We start from the raw sequence: 19,126 nt of genomic DNA on the forward strand, positions 1-19,126 counted from the left end.
CACGGTCACGGTGGAGGTTCAGGCCTCCTCGTCGTCCACGAGGGCGAGCAGCGGCCCCTGCTCGCCCTCGGGGACGTAGCCGGCGTAGTAGTCGAGGAGTTTGCGCCGCGAGATGCGCGCCGCCGCCGCACCGTCCCGTGCCCGGATCGCCTCCAGCACCTCCTGGTGGTGCTGGAGCGATTCGCGCATGAGCGCCTTGCGGTTGTGCGCATGGGCGACCTTGTCCGAGATCAGCGAGAGGACCGCGCCCCGGACCACCTGGTTGCAGACCTCGATGAGGGAGTTGCGGCTGGCCACGGCCACCGCCTCATGGAACGCGACGTCCGCCTTGCTGAACTCGTCGTACCCCCTCTCGATCGCGTCCGACATGACGGCGATCGTCCGCTCCATGGCGGACAGCTCCTCCTCGGACCGCAGCCGGGCCGCCAGCATGCTCGCCGAGCCGTCGAGGATCATGCGGAACGAGATCAACTCGGCCATCGACACATTGTCGAACTGGACGAGCCGGGTCATCTCCTTGGTCAGGCCCGCCGAGGAGAACGGCAGGATCTCCGGGCCGTTCGGGTCACCCGGGCGCGAGCGGATCAGGCCGTTGCTCTCCAGTACGCGCAGGGCCTCGCGTACGGTGGGCCGGCTCGCCCCGAACTGCGTCACCAGCTCTCGTTCGCTCGGCAGGCGCTGACCGGGCTTGAGGTCCCCGCGCGTGATCGCCTGCTCGATCTGCTCGACGATCCGCTGGTAGAGCCGTACCGGCGCGACCTGCTGGAACTGTGCCCCGTCACTCACGGATTCTCCCCTTCGAGCGTTGTCGTCTTCTCCCCGGTGGGCGCCTTCTCCCCGGTGGTCGTCCTGGGGGCGCTGTCCGGCCAGTGCGGGACCGCCTCGGCAGGCCGGTTCCGTTCGTACCACGCCGCCGCCCGCAGGACACCGAGATCGTCGAAGCGGCGGCCCGCGAGCTGCACCCCGATGGGCCGACCGTCCGCAGTCAGACCGCAGTTGACGGTCGCCGCGGGCTGGCCCGACATGTTGTACGGCGCGGTGAAGCCGATGTGGGCCATGGTCTTCGCGTCTTCCAGGTACGGCATCGGCTGCTCGGCGGGGAACGCCGCCACCGGAGCCACCGGCGAAAGCACCAGATCGTACGGGAGCGTCGCCGCCACGGTCCGCTCCTGGATGCGCATGATCCGCTGGTAGCACTGGAGCACCCGGGTGCCCGGCACATCCGCGCCTCCCTGGACCCAGCGGATGATGCTGGGGTGGACGCGTAGCTTGGCGTCTGCCGGCAGTGCGCGGAAGTCGTTCCAGGACCGCACCCGCCAGAACAGATCCAGATCGTCCAGGAGGTCCTGGCTCATAAACGGCTCCACCGGCTCCACGACGGCTCCCGCCGCCTCGAAGAGCGCGGCGGCGCGGTTCACCGCGTCACGGATCTCGGCGTCGCAGGGCTCCCCGCAGCCGGCGTCCAGATGCACCCCCACCCGCAGCCCGCGCACCTCGCCGGCCGGCGCCGACCAGTCGATGTCCTGCGGCGGCAGACTCGACCAGTCCCGGGGATCCGGCTGGCTCAGGACACTCATGAACAGGGCCGCGTCCGCCACGGTGCGCGCCATGGGGCCGGCGGCGCGCCCCAGGTACGGGGCGTCCAGCGGGATCCTCCCGTAGCTGGGCTTGAGCGTGGCGAGCCCCAGCCAGGTGCCCGGCAGCCGGATCGACCCCCCGATGTCGGTGCCGACGTGGAGCGGACCGTAGCCCCCGGCGGCCGCGGCCCCCGCGCCGGAGCTGGAACCGCCCGTGGTCCAGGCGGGGTTCCAGGGGCTGCGGGTGATGCCGTGCCGGCTGGAGACTCCCGAGGAGAGCATGCCCCAGTCCGGCATCACGGTCGACCCGAGGACCACCCCACCGGATTCGACGACCCGCGCGGTGATGGGCGCGTCCGTCTCGGGGACGACCGGCTCGGTCCCCGCGTTGCCCGAGGGCATGGGGACGCCCCTGCGGGCGACGTTCTCCTTCAGCGTCACGGGCACGCCGTCGATGGGCCCGAGCGGTTCACCCGCCGCCCAGCGCGCCTCGCTGGCCAGGGCCGCTTTGCGGGACTCGTCCGGATCCCGCACCCAGAACGCGTTGAGCACACTCTCGCGCGCCTCGATCACCGCCTGGACGGCGTCGTGGACCTGCACGGGCGACAGCGTGCGGTCGGCGAATCCGGCCACCATCTCGACGGCCGGCATGGTGGCCAGGCCCTGTTCGGTGAGCACTTGCACTCTCCCTATCCCCCAGCTGCCGCTGGGCGGTGCCCCCTCGCGATACCCGTCGCATACGAACCCTTGACAAGTACAGCCTCAGTCGTCACGGTACCTGGCAAGTGAGCTTACTGGTCAGGCCAGTGAGAGGGGAAGGTGGCGTTTATGACGAGGGAGACCAAGGTCGTACGGCTCGCCGTCATACCGGGTGACGGAATCGGCCCCGAGGTCGTCGCGGCAACGGTGCCCGTGCTCCGGGCCGCGCTGGAGGCCGACGGCCACCGGCTCGACGTGACCTCGTTCGACTGGGGAGGCGAGCGGTTCCTCCGGCAGGGAGCGGCGATGCCGGCCGATGCGGCCGACCTCGTCAAGCAGACGGACGCCGTGTTGTTCGGCGCCGTCGGACGCCCCGATGTGCCGGATCACGAACTGGTCTGGGGCCTGATCATCGGCCTGCGGCAGCAGCTCGACCTCGCCGTCAACATCCGCCCGGTGCGCGCGTTCCCCGGCGTCCCCACCAAGGTGCGCGACACCGATGGTGTGGACCTGGTCATCGTCCGAGAGAACACCGAGGGCGAGTACGTCGGCGCCGGCGGGGTGGCGCACGCGGGCAGCGGACACGATCTCGGCATCGAGATCGCGGTGCACTCCCGTCGCGTCATCGAGCGGGCGGCGCACCATGCCTTCGCCCTGGCCGGCCGGCGGTCGGGGAGGCTGTGCCTGGTGACCAAGTCCAACGCGATGCGCTACGGCTATCCGCTGTGGGACCGGGTGGTGCGCGAGGTCGGCGAGCAGTACCCGGCGGTCCGGCTGGAAACCGTGTTGGTCGACGCCATGGCCGCCCGTATGATCCAGGCTCCGCGCTCCCTCGATGTCCTGCTCACCAGCAACCTGTTCGGCGACATCCTCTCCGACCTCGCAGCGGTGCTCGCCGGCGGTATGGGCATGGCGCCCAGCGCCAACGTCCTTCCGGGCGCCGATGTGCCGGGTGTCTACGAACCCGTCCACGGCTCCGCGCCCGACATCGCCGGGAAGGGCGTGGCGAATCCGGTGGCATGCATGCTCTCCGGGGCGCTGCTGCTCGACGATCTCGGACACACCGGCGCGGCCGGCCGCATCCGTGACGCGGTGGCGGGCACCTTGCGAGATGCCCGGCACCACACGGCCGACCTCGGCGGAAACGCCACCACAGCGGATGTGTCATCCGCTGTCCTGCACACCATGGAAAGCCAGGGGTAGCACCTATGAGAGACAACAAGCAGCTGACGCGGCACACCGGGGTGGTCGCGGCCACGCTCGCATCCCTACTGCTGGCTGCCTGCTCGGCCGGGTCCACGGCAGACGGAGGTGGCGGCGGCAAGTCCGGGAAGACCGACGACGCCCTGAAGATCGGCCTCAACGCCGAGCCGGCCAACCTCGACATCACCAAGACCGCGGGCGCCGCCATTCCCCAGGCGCTGCTCTACAACGTCTACGAGAACCTGGTGAAGGTGGACCAGTCGGGGAAGATCCAGCCCCAACTGGCCAAGTCGTGGAGCCTGTCCAAGGACCGTAAGACGTACACGTTCCAGTTGGTGAAGGATGCCAAGTTCAGCAGTGGCGCGCCGTTCACCGCCGAGGACGCGAAGTTCTCCATCGAACGCGTCAAGTCCGACTGGACGATCGCGCAGAAGTCCCAGATGGACGTCGTCGACACGGTGCAGGCGGTGTCACCGACCGAACTCAAGGTCACCCTGAAGGAGCCGAGCAACGACTGGCTGTACCGGATGACCACCCGCGTCGGCGTGATGTTCAGCCGGACCGGTGTGAGCAAGCTGGCCACCGCGCCGGTGGGCACCGGCCCGTACGAGGTCAAGAAGTGGACCCGCGGCGACTCGATCACCCTGGCCCGCCGTGATGGCTACTGGGGGAGCGAACCGCATTTCGCGTCGGTCACCCTCAAGTACTTCAAGGACCCGACGGCCATGAACAACGCGCTGCTCACGGGCACCATCAACGTGATCGGCACGATGCAGACCCCGGATTCTCTGGACCGGTTCGCGAACAACTCGACGTACAAGGTCATCGAGGGCACGACCAACGGCGAGGTGCTTCTCTCCTTCAACAACGGCTCGGGCCCGCTGAAGAATCTGAAGGCCCGCCAGGCCGTCCGTTACGCCATCGACCACAAGGCCCTGCTGGACACCTGCTGGGCAGGGCGCGGCAAGCTCATCGGCAGCATGGTCCCGCCGACCGACCCGTGGTACCAGGACCTCTCGAACCAGTATCCGTACGACCGCGACAAGGCGAAGAAGCTCCTCAAGGAGTCCGGTGAGGCCGGCAGTACGCTGCGGCTGCGGATTCCGACGCTGCCCTATGCCACCGCGTGCGGCACCGTGGTCAAGAGCCAGCTCGAACAGGCCGGGTTCAAGGTCAAGCTCGATCAGCTGGAGTTCCCCGCCGCCTGGCTGAGCACCGTGTTCAAGAACGGCGACTACGACATGTCCATCATCAGTCACCTGGAACCCCGCGATATGCAGACGGTGTTCGGGGACAAGAGCTACTACACCCACTACGACAACCCCGAATTCCGCGCGTTGCTGAAGAAGGCGGACCGGGGCACCCAGAAGGAGCAGATCACCGCCATGCGGGAGGCCGCCCGGCTGCTGTCCAAGGACGCCGCGGCCGACTGGCTGTTCCTGCTGCCGAACCTGATGGTGGCGGACAAGGACATCACCGGCCTGCCCGTGGACAACGTCTCCGAGTCGCTGGATCTCACCGGCCTGGGCCGGTCGTGAAAGGCGGACTCAACCGATGATCGTCCGTCTGGTGCAGCGGATCGGGATCCTCCTGGCCAGCCTTGTCGTGAGCTCCGTATTGGTGTTCGCGTTCATGGCGGTGCTGCCAGGGGACCCGGCCCGCGTCGCCCTCGGTGTCAGCGCGTCGGACTCGGCGGTGGCGCAACTGCGCGAGCAGTTCGGGCTCGACCGGCCGCTTGTGGTCCAGTACTTCAGCTGGGTCAAGGGACTGGTGACCTTCGATCCGGGCAACTCCTATATCTCACAGACGGCGATCGGCCCGCAGATCGCCGACCGCCTCCAGGTCACCATGTGGCTCGTCGGCGCCGGGATGGCGCTCGCCTGCATCCTGGCGATCCCCATGGGCACGCTCATGGCGGTGCGGCACCGCAAGCCGTCCGGGCTCATTCTCTCGGCCCTGTCCCAGGTCGGCGTGGCCGTCCCGGCCTTCCTCGCGGGCATCCTCCTGGTCACCGTGTTCGCGGTGGGGCTCGGGTGGCTGCCGGCGAACGGCTGGACACCCCCGGCGCAGGATCCGGTCATGTTCCTCAAGCAGTTGGTGCTGCCCGCGCTGTCCCTCGGACTGGTGCAGGGGGCCATGCTCACCCGCTATGTCCGCAGCGCCGTGCTCGATGTCCTCCGGGAGGACTATCTGCGCACCGCCCGTGCCAAGGGACTCCGCCCGACCCGGGCGCTGCTGCGGCACGGCCTGCGGAACGCGGCGGTGCCCGTGGTCACCGTCCTGGCGTTGCATCTCGCCACGCTGCTGGTGGGCGCCGTCGTCATTGAACGGGTCTTCGTCATCCCCGGGCTCGGGAGCCTGCTGCTGGACAGCGTCTCCAACCGGGACCTCATCATGGTGCAGGACGTGGTCATGATCATCGCAATGGCGGTGCTGCTGGTGAACTTCCTGGTGGACATCATGTATCTGGTGATCGACCCGCGGCTCAGGGGGGCGGGTGCGTCATGAGCGCTCCGGACACCAAGTCCGCTCCGGACATCAAGGCTGCCGCGTCCGCTGTGTCCGACGTCCGCCGTCGGCGCCGCCCGGTGACGGGCAGCCTGCTGGTGGGCGGTCTCATCGTCGCAGTCGTGTTCGGCATGGCGCTGCTGTCCTTCGTATGGACGCCGCACGACCCGACTCTGGTGAACGCCTCGGCGCGGCTGGAGAAGCCGTCGCTGGAGTACTGGTTCGGCACGGACAAGTTCGGCCGTGATGTGTTCAGCCAGATCCTGGTGGGCTCGCGCACCACGCTGTTCGTCGGCTTTGTGGCGGTGGGGGTCGCCGCCCTGGTCGGGGTGCCCCTCGGCATCGCCGCCGGAATGGCGCCCCGCTGGCTCGGCGAGCTGCTGATGCGCGCCAACGACCTGCTGCTCGCCTTCCCGGCGCTCCTGCTGGCCATCATGTTCGCCGCCGTGTACGGCGCCAGCACGCTGGTCGCGATGGTCGCCATCGGCATCGCGTCCATCCCCAATTTCGCCCGGCTGATCCGCGGCGGCACGCTGCAGGTCATGAAGACCGAGTACGTCACCGCCGCGCGTGCGGCGGGCCGCGGCCCGTTCGCGATCGCCGTGCGGCATGTTCTGCCCAATGTCAGCAGTCTCGTCATCGTGCAGGCGTCGGTCGGCTTCGCCATCGCCGTACTCGCCGAAGCCGCACTGTCCTTCCTGGGCTTCGGCACCCCGCCCCCCACTCCGTCCTGGGGCCGGATGCTGCAGGAGAGCCAGGAGATGCTGTCGTCCGCCCCCCGGCTCGCCGTGTTCCCGGGCATCGCGATCGCGGTGGCGGTGCTCGGATTCAACCTGCTCGGTGACGGCCTGCGCGACCGTTTCGACCCCAAGCTGGAGGACCGCCGATGACCAAGGATGTATTGGCCGTGCGGAACCTCGACGTAACGGTGGGCGGCCGCAAGCTCGTCGAAGATGTCGACTTCACCATCCGGGCCGGCGAGCGGGTCGGCCTGATCGGCGAGTCGGGGTCGGGCAAGTCGCTGACCGCGCTGAGCGTCATGGGTCTGCTCCCCGAAGGGCTCCGGGCCACGGGTTCGGTGCGGCTCGCCGGAGTCGACCACGACCTGGTCGGTGCCGACGAGGCGCGGATGTCCCGGGTACGGGGCAAGGAGATCGCCATGGTCTTCCAGGAGCCCATGACCGCTCTGAACCCCACGATGAGGATCGGGCGGCAGATCGCCGAGGTGCTGCTGATCCACCGGACCAGGCCCGACCGGGCCTCCGCGCGAGCCGCCGCCGTGGAACTGCTCGCCCAGGTGGGGCTCCCCGACCCCGCGGCCGCCGCGCAGGCCTACCCGCACCAGTTCTCCGGAGGCCAGCGGCAGCGGGTGGTGCTGGCCATCGCCCTCGCGAACGACCCCGCGCTCCTGGTCTGCGACGAACCCACCACCGCGCTCGATGTCACGGTGCAGGCGCGGGTGCTCGACCTGATCGTGCGAGGTGTCCAGGACCGCAGGTCGGCCATGCTGTTCATCACCCACGACCTGGCCGTGGTGGCCACCGCCTGTGAGCGGGTCATGGTCATGTACGGCGGGCGGCTGGTCGAGTCCGGACCGGTCCAGGAGGTGTTCACCCGTCCTCGGCACCGCTACACCCAGGGCCTGATCGGCGCGTCGGACCTGACGGTGGTCGACGACCGCGGCCGGCTGGCCACGATCCCCGGATCGGTGCCGCCGGCGGGCCAGTTCCCCGCCGGATGTGTCTTCAGAAACAGATGCGCCCATGCGACCGAGGTGTGCGCCACCAGGCCGGAATGGGTCCCGACCGGGCCGGACTCCGGCTACGCCTGCTTCCACCCGGCATCCGAGAGCCCGGCAACTGCGGCTGCGAGTCCGGCAGCCGAAAGTGGCGCACATGTGAAGGGCACACCGATGAACCAGGAGGCCGGCCGTGGCTGAGCAGCCGACCGCCATCAGCGTCCGCGACATCACGCGCGTCTACCACCGTCCTCGTACCTCGCTGCGCCACCCCAGCCCCCCGGTGCACGCCCTGCGCGGTGTCAGCTTCACCGTCCCCCAGGGGCAGCGGTTCGGCATCGTGGGGGAGTCGGGGTGCGGCAAGTCGACCCTGCTGCGGATTCTGGCCGGGCTCGACCGCCCCACCAGCGGTAGCGTCGCGATCGACGGCCGCGACATCACCGGGCTCAGGGAAAGACAGCTCGGGTTCGTCCGCGAACGGCTGCAACTCGTGTTCCAGGACCCGATGAGTTCGCTGGACCCGCGGATGCGCGTCGGTGACATCGTGGCCGAGCCGCTGGTCGCACAGGGGCACCCGAACCGCCGGGAGCGGGTGGCCGAGTTGCTCGAGGCCGTCGGCCTGCGGGCCGACGCGGCGGACCGGTATCCGCACCAGTTCTCCGGCGGCCAGCGGCAGCGCATCTCGATCGCGCGCGCCCTCGCCCCCCGCCCGAAGATCATCGTGGCCGACGAGCCGGTGAGCGCCCTGGATGTGTCCGTACGGGCCCAAGTGCTCAACCTCATCGCCGACCTCGTCGAGGAGCTGTCCCTCACGCTGGTCTTCGTCTCCCACGACCTGTCCGTGGTCCGCCATGTGTGCGACCGGGTCGCGGTCATGAACGGCGGACAGATCGTGGAGACCGGGCCCACGGAGCAGGTGTACGAGGATCCGCAGCATTCCTACACACGCAGGCTGATCGCCGCCGTACCGACTCTGGGCAAGGCACTGTCCGGAGTGTCGGCGGCCGACCTCAACCGGGAGTACTGACCGTGACTACCCACGTCGAACCCGCCGGTGGCGAAAGCGCCCAGGTGTTGGAGTTCCACCAGTTCCCGACGGGGTTGCCCATCGGCGACCACTGGGTGGCGGCACCCGCCGCTGAAGACGTCCGCTTCCCCTACGACGGGACGCTCGTCGCGCGGGCCCCGGTCGGGGACACCGACCTCGCGCGCCGCGCGGTGGACGCGGCCGTCGCGGTCCGCGAACAGGTCGGCCGGCTCCCCTCGCACACCCGCAGGGCGGCCCTGCTCGCCACGCACGAGGCGATCACCTCCAAGCGCGCGGACTTCGAACGGCTCCTGGTCCTGGAGACCGGCAAACCGCTGGTCGACTGCCGTGTCGAGGTGGACCGCACCCTGCTGACCCTGCTGACGGCGGCCGAGGAAGTGGCCCGGCTGCACGGGGAGACGGTGCCGCTGGACCTGCTGCCGTCGGGGGAGGGGCTGCTCGGCTTCTGGACCCGTAAGCCGATCGGCGTGGTGGTGGGCATCGCGGGCTTCAACTACCCGCTGCTGCTCGCCGCGCACAAGGTCGCGCCGTCGCTGGCCGCAGGTTGCCCGGTCGTCGTCAAGCCGGCCCCGCAGACGCCGCTGGCCACCCTGTGGCTGGTGCACCTCCTCCGCGAGGCCCTGCGCGCCGCCGGCGCGCCGCAGGCCGCGGTGCAACTGGTGACCGGGGGCCCCGAGGTGGGCGTGGCGCTGACCACCGACCGCCGGATCGGGGCGGTGTCCTTCACGGGCTCCGCCGCCGTGGGCCACCAGATCGCCCGGGACGCGGCACCCACCAAGGTGCTGCTCGAACTCGGCTCCAACGCCGCCCTGGTGGTCGCCGCCGACGCCGACCTCGACGCCGCCGCCGACGCGGTGGTGCGCGGCGGGTATTACGCGTCGGGTCAGGCGTGCATCAGCGTGCAGCGGGTCATCGTGGTGGACGCGGTGCGCGAGGAGTTCCTGGCCCGTCTGGCGGAGCGGGTGGCCCAGGTGGTCGTGGGCGATCCCCGCGATCCGGACACGAGGGTTTCGGCACTCATCGACCAGCGGTCGACCGAGCGGGTCCGCGGATGGCTGGACGAAGCGGTGGCGGCGGGGGCGTCGCTGGTGGCCGGGGGCAAGGTCACCGACGGGGTGATCGAGCCCACCGTGCTGCTCGACGTGGACCGCGCCTTGCCCGTCTGGGGCGAGGAAATCTTCGGCCCGGTGGTCGCGGTGCGGTCCGTCCCCAATCTGGAGACGGCCTTCGACCTGGTCAACGACTCGCGCTACGGACTGCACGCGAGCGTCTACACCAGCTCCCTCGACACCGCGTTCGCCGCTCTCGACCGCCTGGAGGTGGGCGGAGTGGTGGTCAACGAGGTGCCCGGTTTCCGTTCCGACGTCATGCCGTACGGCGGCGTGAAGGACTCCGGGGCCGGACGGGAGGGCCCGAGGTTCGCCATCGAAGAGCTCACCGTCACCCGTATGGCAGTGATCCGTCCGACGACAACTCCGACGACAAAGAAGCCGTGAGGACCATGCAAGCTAAGGACCGCACCGATGCGGTGGACGCCTACTCCCGCCTGTTCAGGCTCGACGGCCGCAAGGCCGTCGTGGTGGGCGCGGGCAGCGGGATCGGCCGCGAGAGCGCCCTGGCGCTGGCCGCGCACGGCGCCTCGGTGGTGTGCGCCGACCGTGATCTGACGGCGGCCACGGCGTCGGCGTCGATGGGGCCGGGCCTTGTCCCGTACGCCCTCGATGTGCTCGACGGCGAGGCGGTGGCGCGCGCCGCCGAGGAGCTCGGCCCCGTCGACGTGCTCGTTTTCACCGCCGCGACGAACGTGCGCAAGCGCCTGCTCGATTACACGGCGGAGGAATTCGAGCGGGTCGTGGCGCTCAACCTGCGCGCGTCCTTCGACCTGGTGCGCGCGTTCGGCCGTGGCATGGCCGAACGCGGCAGGGGAAGCATCATCGGCTTCAGCTCGATCCGCGCGGTGGCCGTCGAGCCGGGACAGGGGGTGTACGCGGCCACGAAGGCGGGCCTGGTCCAGCTGGTACGGACCGCGGCGGCCGAACTGGGCCCGTCGGGCGTACGGGTGAACACCATCGCCCCCGGTATCGTGGACACCCCGCTGACCACGCAGATCAAGGCCGTGCCCGAGTGGTCGGAGGCCTACGCGACGAAGAGCGCACTGGGCCGCTGGTCCCGCCCCGACGAGCTGGCCGGCGCCGTCGTCTACCTGGCGTCGGACGCGTCGTCCTTCGTCACGGGGAGCCAGCTCTTCGTGGACGGTGGCTGGACGGCGATCGACGGGCGCTTCACACCGCCCACCTGACCGGATGGACCAACTGGGAGCGACGCGGGCCCCGAAGGGCTCCGCGTCGCTCCCAGTCGTATGGCGGCGGGGGTCAGTCGATTCGCTCGAAGGGCTCCGTGTCCTCCTCGTCCGGAGCGACCGTGAACACCACCTTCTCGAACCCTCCCGTGAACGCGAATTCGCCCTCGTAGCTGGAAGAAGAGGGCGACAGGGTGTCCCGGCCGATGTCGAGGCCCTGCCAGCCCAGGAAGTGCGGGAGCACCCGCGGAATGGGCTCGGAGCCGACCGGCCTTCCCGACACATACAGATGTCCGGTGCCCCGCATATCACCGGTCTTGACGAATTCGAAGGTCAGCTCCGCCGGGCCGAGCGGGAGTTCTTCCGTGGAGGTCACCGTGTACCGGGTGCCGAGGAAGTTGTACTCGTAGATCAGCCGGTTGTCCTTGACGTACAGAACGTATCCGCTGCTGATATTGCCCAGGGACACCAGGACACCCTCGTCCGACGCGGCGGCCCGGTCGACGAACGCGGTGATGCGGTGTCCGCGGTTCATCACCGGTGGGACCGCGGCGATGGGCAGATGGGCCATACCGGGGTAGTAGGTGAAGGTGGTGCGCATCCGCGGAGAGCCGGGGCGCGGAATCTTCGCCCGGTAGGCGAACCCCTGGTCGTCCAGGGGCAGCACATCGTACTTTCCCGCCTCCACCCAGAAGCGGGAAATCATCTTCTGAAGCTGCTCGGGCCGTTTCTGCGCCAGGTCGTCGCACTCAGAGAAGTCGGTGTCGTGGTGGTAGAGCTCCCACTGGTCCGCGTCGAAGGACGTACCGCGCTGGTGGAAGGAGACTGCCTTCCAGCCGTCGTGCCAGATCGCGCGGTGTCCGAACATCTCGAAGTACTGGGCTTCTTTGCGTGTCGGCGCGGTCGGCGAGCCGAAGGTGTAGGCCATGCTCACACCGTGGATCGGCAGTTGCGGAATGCCGTTGTAGACCGAGGGGGACTGCACACCCAGCAGTTCGAAAAGGGTCGGGACGATGTCCGTGACATGGTGGAACTGCTGCCTGATCTCGCCGGTGCGCGGCAGTCCCCGCGGCCACCGCACAATGAGCGGGCAGCGGACGCCGCCTTCGTGGGTGTTCTGCTTGTAGCGCTTGAACGGTGTGTTTCCCGCCTGTGCCCAGCCCCAGGGGTAGTTGGCATGGGCGCGGGTGGTGCCGATGTCGTCGATCCGCGCGACCATCTCCTCCAGGTCCTCGGCGATGCCGTTCTGGAACGCGGTGGGGTTGAGCGAACCCTTCTGCCCGCCTTCCTGACTGGCCCCGTTGTCCGAGAGCAGGATGGTGATGGTGTTCTCCAGCCGGCCTATCCGCTCCAGGAACTCCATCACCCGGCCGATCTGGTGGTCGGTGTGGTCGAGCATCGCCGCGTAGGCCTCCTGGAGGCGTACGGACAGCTTCTTCTCGTCGTCCGACAGCTCGTCGAAGGGAACGACCCCTGGGTTGCGCGGCGCCAGTTCGGTGCCGGGCGGCAGGATGCCCCGTTCGATCTGGCGGGCGTGGCGGGTGGCGCGCTCGGCGTCCCAGCCGTGGTCGAACCGGCCCCGGTACTTCTCCAGGTACTCCTGGGGAGCCTGGTGCGGGGCGTGTGCCGCGCCGAACGCCAGATACATGAAGAAGGGCTTGTCCGGGGTGACCGACGTCTGGTCCGTAATGAACTGGATCGCCCGGTCGGCCAGGTCCTCGCTGAGGTGATAGCCCTCTTCCGGGCTCTTCGGCGGGTCCACGGCGTGGTTGTCGTAGAACAGCTCCGGATAGAAGCTGTCCGTCTCGGCCTCCAGGAATCCGTAGTAGCGCTCGAACCCGCGGGACAGCGGCCACTGGGTGTACGGCCCGGAGGCGGTGGTCTGCTCCATCGGCGCCAGATGCCACTTGCCCACGGCCATGGTGTTGAAGCCGCTGTCGCGCAGCACCTCGGGCAGGGTCGCGGCGGCCTTGGTGATCCGTCCGCGGCCGCTGGGGAAGCCGGTGTCGAAGTTGGACAGCATGCGCATGCCGACGGAGTGGTGGTTGCGGCCGGTCAGCAGGGAGGCACGGGTGGGCGAACACAGTGTGGTGGTGTGGAAGTTCGCGTAGCGAAGGCCATCGGTGGCGAGGGCGTCCATGGCCGGGGTGTCGATGTCCGAGCCGAAACAGCCCAGGTCCGAGAAGCCGACATCGTCGAGCACGATGACCACGACATTCGGCGTGTCCTCGGGGAGCGTCTGCGGCTCCGGCCACCAGGGAGTCGACTCCTCGTAGGTGGTGCCGATCTTGCCTTGGAAAGTGCCGCTCTCGGACGGCGGATGCGGGGAGGCGATGGTCATCCAGGACGCTCCTTTGACCAAGGGAGGCTCAGGTTAACTGGTCTTACCAGTAGTCTGGGCAGTAAGTTTCGCCCGCACCTGTTGCGGTGTCAACCATCGCCACCCCAGCCGGCCCGCTGCGGCGGCGGTTCGCCTACCGAACCGTCCGGGGCAGGTCAGCCGCGCAACGGAACCCCATGTGTCCGGTGCTGCTGTCCGGTGTGTTGGAGGTGCGCGCGGCGACGCGGTAGCGGTTGCAGTACGACGCATGGCACAGATACGAGCCGCCGCGGATCACCTTCGCCTCCCCGGCGGGAGGCCCGGCCGGGTCCTGGCGGGTCTCCGGGCGGTCGGCCGCATGCCATGTGGTGCTCCACCAGTCGGAGCACCATTCCCACACATTGCCCGAGGTGTTGTACAGGCCGAAGTTGTTGGGCCGGTAGGTCTTGACCGGCGCGGTGCCCAGATACCCATCCTCACCCGTGTTGACCTGCGGAAATCGCCCCTGCCAGATATTGCAGCGGTGCTGCCCGCGGGGCAGCAGTTCGTCCCCCCAGGGGAAGCGGGAGCGCTCCAGACCGCCACGCGCCGCCCGCTCCCACTCCGCCTCCGTGGGCAGGCGCTTGCCCGCCCAGGCCGCATACGCGGACGCGTCGCGCCAGGAGACATGGACGACGGGGTGGTTCGACAGTTCGGTCCATGACGACCCCGGCCCGTACGGGGCCTGCCAGCACGCCCCCTCCACCGCGAGCCACCAGGGCGCCTGCGCCACCTTGTCGCGCACCAGGTGCCGGGCCTCGGGGTGGACGAGCGCGTAGAACACATAGGACCAGCCGTAGCGCTCGGCATCGGTCCGATAGCCGCTGCCGCGCACGAACGCCGCGAACTGCCTGTTGGTGACAGCCGTGGCGTCGATGAGGAACGGTGACAGCCGCACCGCCCGGACCGGGCCCTCACCGTCCTCGGGAAAAGCGTCGGCGTCATCGCCCCCCATCGAAAACGTCCCTCCGGGGATGCGCAGCATGGCGCGCAGCCCCTGCGCCCGGTCCCGCTCCGAGGCCTGGAGCCGAACGGCGGAGGGCTCGGGGAGCCCCCGGTCGCCCCCTGAGGCGGGGGCGCAACACGCACCTGACATCGCTCCTCCGACCGTGGCTGCTGTTCCTGGCCCGACTGATCACATATACACCGCCGAGTCCCTGCGACCTCAGGGCACGGGTGCTCCACGCTGCCAGGAGGCGATGACGATCAGTGTCTTCGTCTGCAGCACACCGACCCCCTTACGACGCAGACGATTGACCACTTTCTGCAGGTCATCGACGTTGTCCACATGCAACCTGACCAAGGCGTCCACATCGCCGGTGAGCGTCAGCACCTCGTCGACCTCGGGCAGGGTCGACGCGAACTCCACGATGTCATGGATGTCCGTGTCGCCCGTGAAACGCAACTCGGTGACCGCCTGAAGGCCCTGACCGAGCCTGGCCTGATCCGTGGTGATCGTGTAGCCGGTGATGACCCCCGACTCCTCGAGGCGTGTGATGCGCCGGCGGACCGGCGCCGGCGAAAGCTTCACCAGACGTGCGATATCGCGCACGGTGCGCCGCCCGTCGGCTCGCAGCAACTCCAGGATCTGCAGATCGACCGAGTCGAGATGTACGGGTGCCGACATGCCCCAAGTGTAAGCAGCACTTACCGCAACGCTCACTTTCGCCCCAGGCGGACTGCTCGGGAGGAGCGTGCTTCGCATCGCTGTGCGCACTTTCGTTGTGGACGCCATCGCGCCCTTGCCACGGTGTCCCTCATGTCAGCCGCGACACAATCAGCAACCCGCGCTGCCCCCTCCGAAGCCGTGAAACCAGGCCCGCACCCCGGTGGTGCCGTGCTGCAACTCGATGTCGTCGCCATGCCCTTGGCGGTCGCCCGGGTCGCGTCGATCTTGGCGCACCGCCAGTTCGACGTGATCACCATGGACGTCGCCGCGCCCGTCGACGGGCTGCGGAGGATCACCATCGAGGTGGACACGGCAGACGAGATCAAGTTGCAGCAGCTCGTCAAGTTCCTGAACCGGTCACCCGAGGTCGTCAAGGTCGTCCGCCTCTCCGACGACAGGTCGCACCACCGGCGTGGGGCATTTGTGACGGTCGCCTTCCCCGAAGGCCGACTCCCCGAAGCCCTCGCCATCGCGCGGGCGTTCTCCGCCGAGATCGTGGAAGCCGAACGGACGCGCTGCACCGTCTTCGCCGCGGCGGAGCCCGCCCGTGTCGACGCCCTCGTCAAAGCGCTCTCCGGCTTCACCATCCGGGAGCTCGTGACGGCGCCGCCGCTGCGGATCTCGTGCCCGCCCCGGCCGCGATACACCGCCGTGGACCGCGCGCGGACCTGGGGGCCGTCATGAGTACGAACCGCATGGCCCGGGCCGATGACGTGTTGCAGTTGGTCGATCCCGCCGGGACGCTGAACGAACAGACGGCCGCGGGCATCCTCGACGTAACCGATGACCTGGTACGCACGCTGTACCGCGACATGGTGCTCGGGCGCCGCTTCGACCAGGAGGCGTACTCCCTGCAACGCCAGGGCGAGCTCGGGCTCTGGCTGATGTCCCTCGGGCAGGAGGCGGCACAAGCCGGGTCGATCCGCGCCCTCCGGACGGACGACCGGGTCTTCCCGTCCTACCGCGAACACGTGGCAGCCCTGTGCCGCGGAATCTCACCGGCGGAGCTGCTGTCACAGTGGCGTGGCGCGAGCCATGGCTCATGGGACCCCGAGCGCTACCACTTCCACATATACAGCCTCGCGCTGGCGACGCAGACACTGCACGCGGTCGGCTATGCGATGGGCGTACGGTACGACGCCGCCGACAGCGTCGTGTTCACCTACTTCGGTGACGGCGCGTCCAGCCAGGGGGACGCCAACGAGGCGCTGAACTGGGCCGCGGTGACATCGGCACCCATCGTGTTCTTCTGCCAGAACAACGGATGGGCGATCTCGACACCCGCGAGCAAGCAGTACGCCGGCCCGCTGAGGGAACGCGCGCGGGGATTCGGGCTCGACGCGGTGTCCGTGGACGGCAACGACGTACTGGCCGTCTACGCCGCCACCCAGCGCATGGCCGAGCGGGTCCGCGGTGGTGGGGCGCCCGGGTTCATCGAGGCGCACACGTATCGCATGTCCGGACACAGCACATCCGACGACCCCAAGCGCTATCGCGACAGCGCCGAACTCGCCCGGTGGCAGGCCCACGACCCCGTGGAGCGCGTACGCCTGCTGCTCACCGCGCGCGGCTGGGCCGACGAGGACTACTTCGCCACGGTCGCCTCCGAAGCAGAGGAGCTTGCGCTGCGGACGCGCGAGGCCTGCCGGGCGCTTCCGGAGCCGTCCCTGAGCGACACCTTCCGCAACACCCTGTGTGAGGAGACCGAGGCCCTGCGACGCGAACGCGAAGGCTTCGAGACGTATCGGGAGTCCTTCCTGTGACCACCAACGCCACAGCCACCACGGCGGCCACGGCCACGCTCGGACGCGCACTGAACGAGGGCCTGCGCCAGGCCATGCGCGACGACGAGCGGGTGATTCTGCTCGGTGAGGACATCGCGTCCCTGGGCGGGGTGTTCCGGGTGACCGACGGCCTCGCCGACGAGTTCGGCGACCGCGTCATGGACACCCCGCTGGCCGAATCGGGAATCATCGGGACGGCGATCGGCCTGGCCCTGCGGGGGTACCGACCGGTGTGCGAGATCCAGTTCGACGGGTTCGTCTACCCCGCCTTCGACCAGATCGTCAGCCAACTGGCGAAGATGCGCGCCCGGTCGGGCGGGCTGCTGCGGCTTCCCGTCACCATCCGGATCCCGGTGGGCGGCGGGATCGGCGCGGTCGAGCACCACAGCGAGTCGAACGAGGCGTACTTCTGCCACACGGCCGGACTGCGCGTCGTGGCCTGCGCCCATCCCCAGGATGCGTACGACATGCTCCGCGCCGCGATCGCCTGCGACGACCCCGTCATCTTCTACGAGCCGAAGCGCCGGTACTGGGACCGGGCCGAGCTCGACCTCGGCCGCCCCGTGGACGGCGACACGCTGGGGCGCGCCCGGGTCCTGCGCGAGGGCACCGACGTCACCGTGGTCGCGTACGGGCCCACGGTCGCCGTCGCACTCAACGCGGCCGAGGTCGCCGCCACCGAAGGCCGTTCGCTGGAAGTCCTGGACCTCCGCTCGCTGTCGCCCCTGGACACCACCGCACTGACCCGCTCGGCAGCGAAGACGGGACGCGTCGTGGTCGTACACGAGGCGCCCGTCAACGTCGGCCTGGGCGCTGAAATCGCCGCGACGGTCATGGAGCACTGCTTCTACGACCTCGAGGCCCCCGTGGCACGGGTCGGTGGCTACAACGTCCCCTATCCGCCGGCCCGGGCCGAAGACGACTACCTGCCCGATCTCGATCGAGTTCTCGACGCCGTCGACCGGGTGTGCGCCCCCTGAACCGTCCGGCGAATCTCATCTGGAGGACACGATGCCCGTAACCAAGCACTTCCACCTCCCCGATGTCGGCGAGGGCCTGACCGAGGCCGAAATCCTCGAGTGGCGCGTGGGACCCGGCGACCCGGTCGGCGTCAACGACATCATCGTGGAGATCGAGACGGCGAAGGCAGCGGTGGAGCTGCCCAGCCCGTACGCCGGGACCGTCACCGAAGTCCTCTGCGCCGCCGGCGAGGCGGTGGCCGTCGGCGCGCCGATCATCGCGTTCGAGGTCGAGGAGCCCTCCGCCCCCGCCCGCGCGCCCGTCCTGGTCGGCTACGGTCCGGCACACGCGCGGACAGCGCGCCGCCCGCGCAAGACAAAGCCCGGGCCACCGGCCGCCACACCCGCCGCCCGCACATCCCTGGCCACCCCGCCGGTGCGCAAGCTCGCCCGCGACCTCGGAGTCGACCTGAGCCTCGCCACCGCCACCGGCCCGTCGGGACGCATCACCCGCGAGGATGTGTACCGCCTCGCCGAGCAGCGGGAAACCGCGCCGAACACCCCCGATGCCCTCCGCGGCGACGTGGTGCGCACGCCGATCCGCGGAGTGCGCAAGCACACCGCGGAGGCCATGGTCACCAGCGCCTTCACCGCTCCGCACGTCACGGAGTGGGTCACCGTCGATATGACGCGGTCCCTCAAACTGCTGGCGAGGGCGCGCGCCGACAAGGCGTTCGGCGGTGTGCGCCTGACACCGCTGTGTCTGGTCATCAAGGCCGCGCTGACCGCCATCGCACGGCATCCCGAGATCAACGCGAAGTGGGATGCCGCGGCCGGTGAGATCGTCCAGTACGCCGACGTCAATCTCGGCATAGCCGCGGCGACGCCCAGGGGGCTCATCGTCCCCAACATCGCCGCGGCCCAGCGGCTCTCCCTGCGGGAGATCGCCGTGGCGCTCACCGATCTCATCGATCAGGCCCGCGCCGGCAGGACGCCACCCGAGCGGATGAGAAACGGGACGTTCACGATCACCAACATCGGTGTGTTCGGCATCGACGGCGGAACACCGATCCTCAACCCCGGCGAAGCCGCGATCCTCTGCTTCGGCCAGGTGCGGCGAACGCCATGGGAACACAAGGGCCGCATACGGCTGCGCGATACCACGACCCTCACCATGTCGTTCGACCACCGCCTCGTCGACGGCGAGCTCGGCTCGCAAGTCCTGCGCGACATCGCCCGGTTTCTCGAGCGGCCGGACCTGATGGTGCTGCACCGCTGATGTT

Annotated in this window: 17 protein-coding genes; 12 read left to right on the forward strand and 5 right to left on the reverse strand. The window is 69.4% G+C overall.

Annotated features, from left to right (window positions below; all coding sequences use genetic code 11):
- Positions 1–18: 18 nt before the first annotated feature.
- Both ACH4U7_RS10905 and ACH4U7_RS10910 read right to left on the reverse strand, forming a co-directional pair.
- Positions 19–786, reverse strand: coding sequence for a FadR/GntR family transcriptional regulator (locus ACH4U7_RS10905; protein ID WP_398527642.1), 768 nt, complete (start codon positions 784–786; stop codon positions 19–21).
- Positions 783–2,255, reverse strand: a complete 1,473-nt coding sequence (locus ACH4U7_RS10910) for an amidase (RefSeq protein ID WP_398527643.1) — start codon at positions 2,253–2,255, stop codon at positions 783–785. Before ACH4U7_RS10910 ends, ACH4U7_RS10905 begins: the two co-directional genes overlap by 4 nt.
- A 150-nt stretch (positions 2,256–2,405) precedes the next feature.
- On the opposite strand from ACH4U7_RS10910, the gene ACH4U7_RS10915 reads away from it, so the two are divergent.
- Genes ACH4U7_RS10915 through ACH4U7_RS10950 form a run of 8 tightly spaced genes read left to right on the forward strand, consistent with a single transcriptional unit; the run spans position 2,406 to position 11,072 of the window.
- Positions 2,406–3,479, forward strand: a complete 1,074-nt coding sequence (locus tag ACH4U7_RS10915; protein ID WP_398527644.1) for an isocitrate/isopropylmalate dehydrogenase family protein — start codon at positions 2,406–2,408, stop codon at positions 3,477–3,479.
- 5 nt (positions 3,480–3,484) lie between these two features.
- Positions 3,485–5,017, forward strand: a complete 1,533-nt coding sequence (locus ACH4U7_RS10920; RefSeq protein WP_398527645.1) for an ABC transporter substrate-binding protein — start codon at positions 3,485–3,487, stop codon at positions 5,015–5,017.
- A gap of 16 nt (positions 5,018–5,033) precedes the next feature.
- Positions 5,034–5,987 carry an ABC transporter permease gene (locus tag ACH4U7_RS10925; protein ID WP_398527646.1) on the forward strand — a complete coding sequence of 318 codons (954 nt, stop codon included), beginning with the start codon at positions 5,034–5,036 and terminating at the stop codon, positions 5,985–5,987.
- Entirely contained in the window at positions 5,984–6,877 is an 894-nt protein-coding gene (locus tag ACH4U7_RS10930) for an ABC transporter permease (RefSeq protein ID WP_398527647.1), read from the forward strand. Before ACH4U7_RS10925 ends, ACH4U7_RS10930 begins: the two co-directional genes overlap by 4 nt.
- Positions 6,874–7,926: an ABC transporter ATP-binding protein gene (locus tag ACH4U7_RS10935; protein ID WP_398527648.1), complete on the forward strand. Its 1,053-nt coding sequence runs from the start codon at positions 6,874–6,876 to the stop codon at positions 7,924–7,926. Before ACH4U7_RS10930 ends, ACH4U7_RS10935 begins: the two co-directional genes overlap by 4 nt.
- Positions 7,919–8,752 carry an ATP-binding cassette domain-containing protein gene (locus tag ACH4U7_RS10940; RefSeq protein ID WP_398527649.1) on the forward strand — a complete coding sequence of 278 codons (834 nt, stop codon included), beginning with the start codon at positions 7,919–7,921 and terminating at the stop codon, positions 8,750–8,752. Before ACH4U7_RS10935 ends, ACH4U7_RS10940 begins: the two co-directional genes overlap by 8 nt.
- 2 nt (positions 8,753–8,754) lie before the next feature.
- Positions 8,755–10,269 (forward strand): aldehyde dehydrogenase family protein, encoded by a 1,515-nt coding sequence (locus ACH4U7_RS10945; RefSeq protein ID WP_398527650.1) that lies wholly within the window; start codon positions 8,755–8,757, stop codon positions 10,267–10,269.
- Positions 10,270–10,274: 5 nt separating this feature from the next.
- Positions 10,275–11,072 (forward strand): SDR family NAD(P)-dependent oxidoreductase, encoded by a 798-nt coding sequence (locus tag ACH4U7_RS10950; RefSeq protein WP_398527651.1) that lies wholly within the window; start codon positions 10,275–10,277, stop codon positions 11,070–11,072.
- A 73-nt stretch (positions 11,073–11,145) separates the two neighbouring features.
- Here the strand turns inward: ACH4U7_RS10950 and ACH4U7_RS10955 are convergent, their stop codons facing one another.
- From ACH4U7_RS10955 to ACH4U7_RS10965, 3 genes are all read right to left on the reverse strand, one after another.
- Entirely contained in the window at positions 11,146–13,413 is a 2,268-nt protein-coding gene (locus ACH4U7_RS10955; protein WP_398527652.1) for an arylsulfatase, read from the reverse strand.
- A gap of 133 nt (positions 13,414–13,546) precedes the next feature.
- Positions 13,547–14,527: a formylglycine-generating enzyme family protein gene (locus tag ACH4U7_RS10960; protein ID WP_398527653.1), complete on the reverse strand. Its 981-nt coding sequence runs from the start codon at positions 14,525–14,527 to the stop codon at positions 13,547–13,549.
- A 69-nt stretch (positions 14,528–14,596) separates the two neighbouring features.
- Positions 14,597–15,058 (reverse strand): Lrp/AsnC family transcriptional regulator, encoded by a 462-nt coding sequence (locus ACH4U7_RS10965; protein ID WP_089507827.1) that lies wholly within the window; start codon positions 15,056–15,058, stop codon positions 14,597–14,599.
- Between the two features lie 210 nt (positions 15,059–15,268).
- Between ACH4U7_RS10965 and ilvN the strand changes: the two genes are divergently transcribed.
- Genes ilvN through ACH4U7_RS10985 form a run of 4 tightly spaced genes read left to right on the forward strand, consistent with a single transcriptional unit; the run spans position 15,269 to position 19,122 of the window.
- Entirely contained in the window at positions 15,269–15,784 is a 516-nt protein-coding gene (gene ilvN, locus ACH4U7_RS10970) for an acetolactate synthase small subunit (RefSeq protein WP_398527654.1), read from the forward strand.
- Positions 15,781–16,863, forward strand: a complete 1,083-nt coding sequence (locus ACH4U7_RS10975) for a thiamine pyrophosphate-dependent enzyme (protein ID WP_398527655.1) — start codon at positions 15,781–15,783, stop codon at positions 16,861–16,863. The genes ilvN and ACH4U7_RS10975 overlap by 4 nt, the downstream gene beginning before the upstream one ends.
- On the forward strand, positions 16,860–17,864 hold the full coding sequence (locus ACH4U7_RS10980) for an alpha-ketoacid dehydrogenase subunit beta (RefSeq protein WP_398527656.1): 1,005 nt from the start codon (positions 16,860–16,862) through the stop codon (positions 17,862–17,864). Before ACH4U7_RS10975 ends, ACH4U7_RS10980 begins: the two co-directional genes overlap by 4 nt.
- A gap of 31 nt (positions 17,865–17,895) precedes the next feature.
- Complete coding sequence (locus ACH4U7_RS10985) at positions 17,896–19,122, forward strand: dihydrolipoamide acetyltransferase family protein (RefSeq protein WP_398527657.1); 1,227 nt, start codon at positions 17,896–17,898, stop codon at positions 19,120–19,122.
- The last annotated feature ends 4 nt before the right edge of the window (positions 19,123–19,126 follow it).

Origin of the sequence: Streptomyces sp. NPDC020845, assembly GCF_044334165.1 — a bacterium.
Classification (GTDB): domain Bacteria; phylum Actinomycetota; class Actinomycetes; order Streptomycetales; family Streptomycetaceae; genus Streptomyces.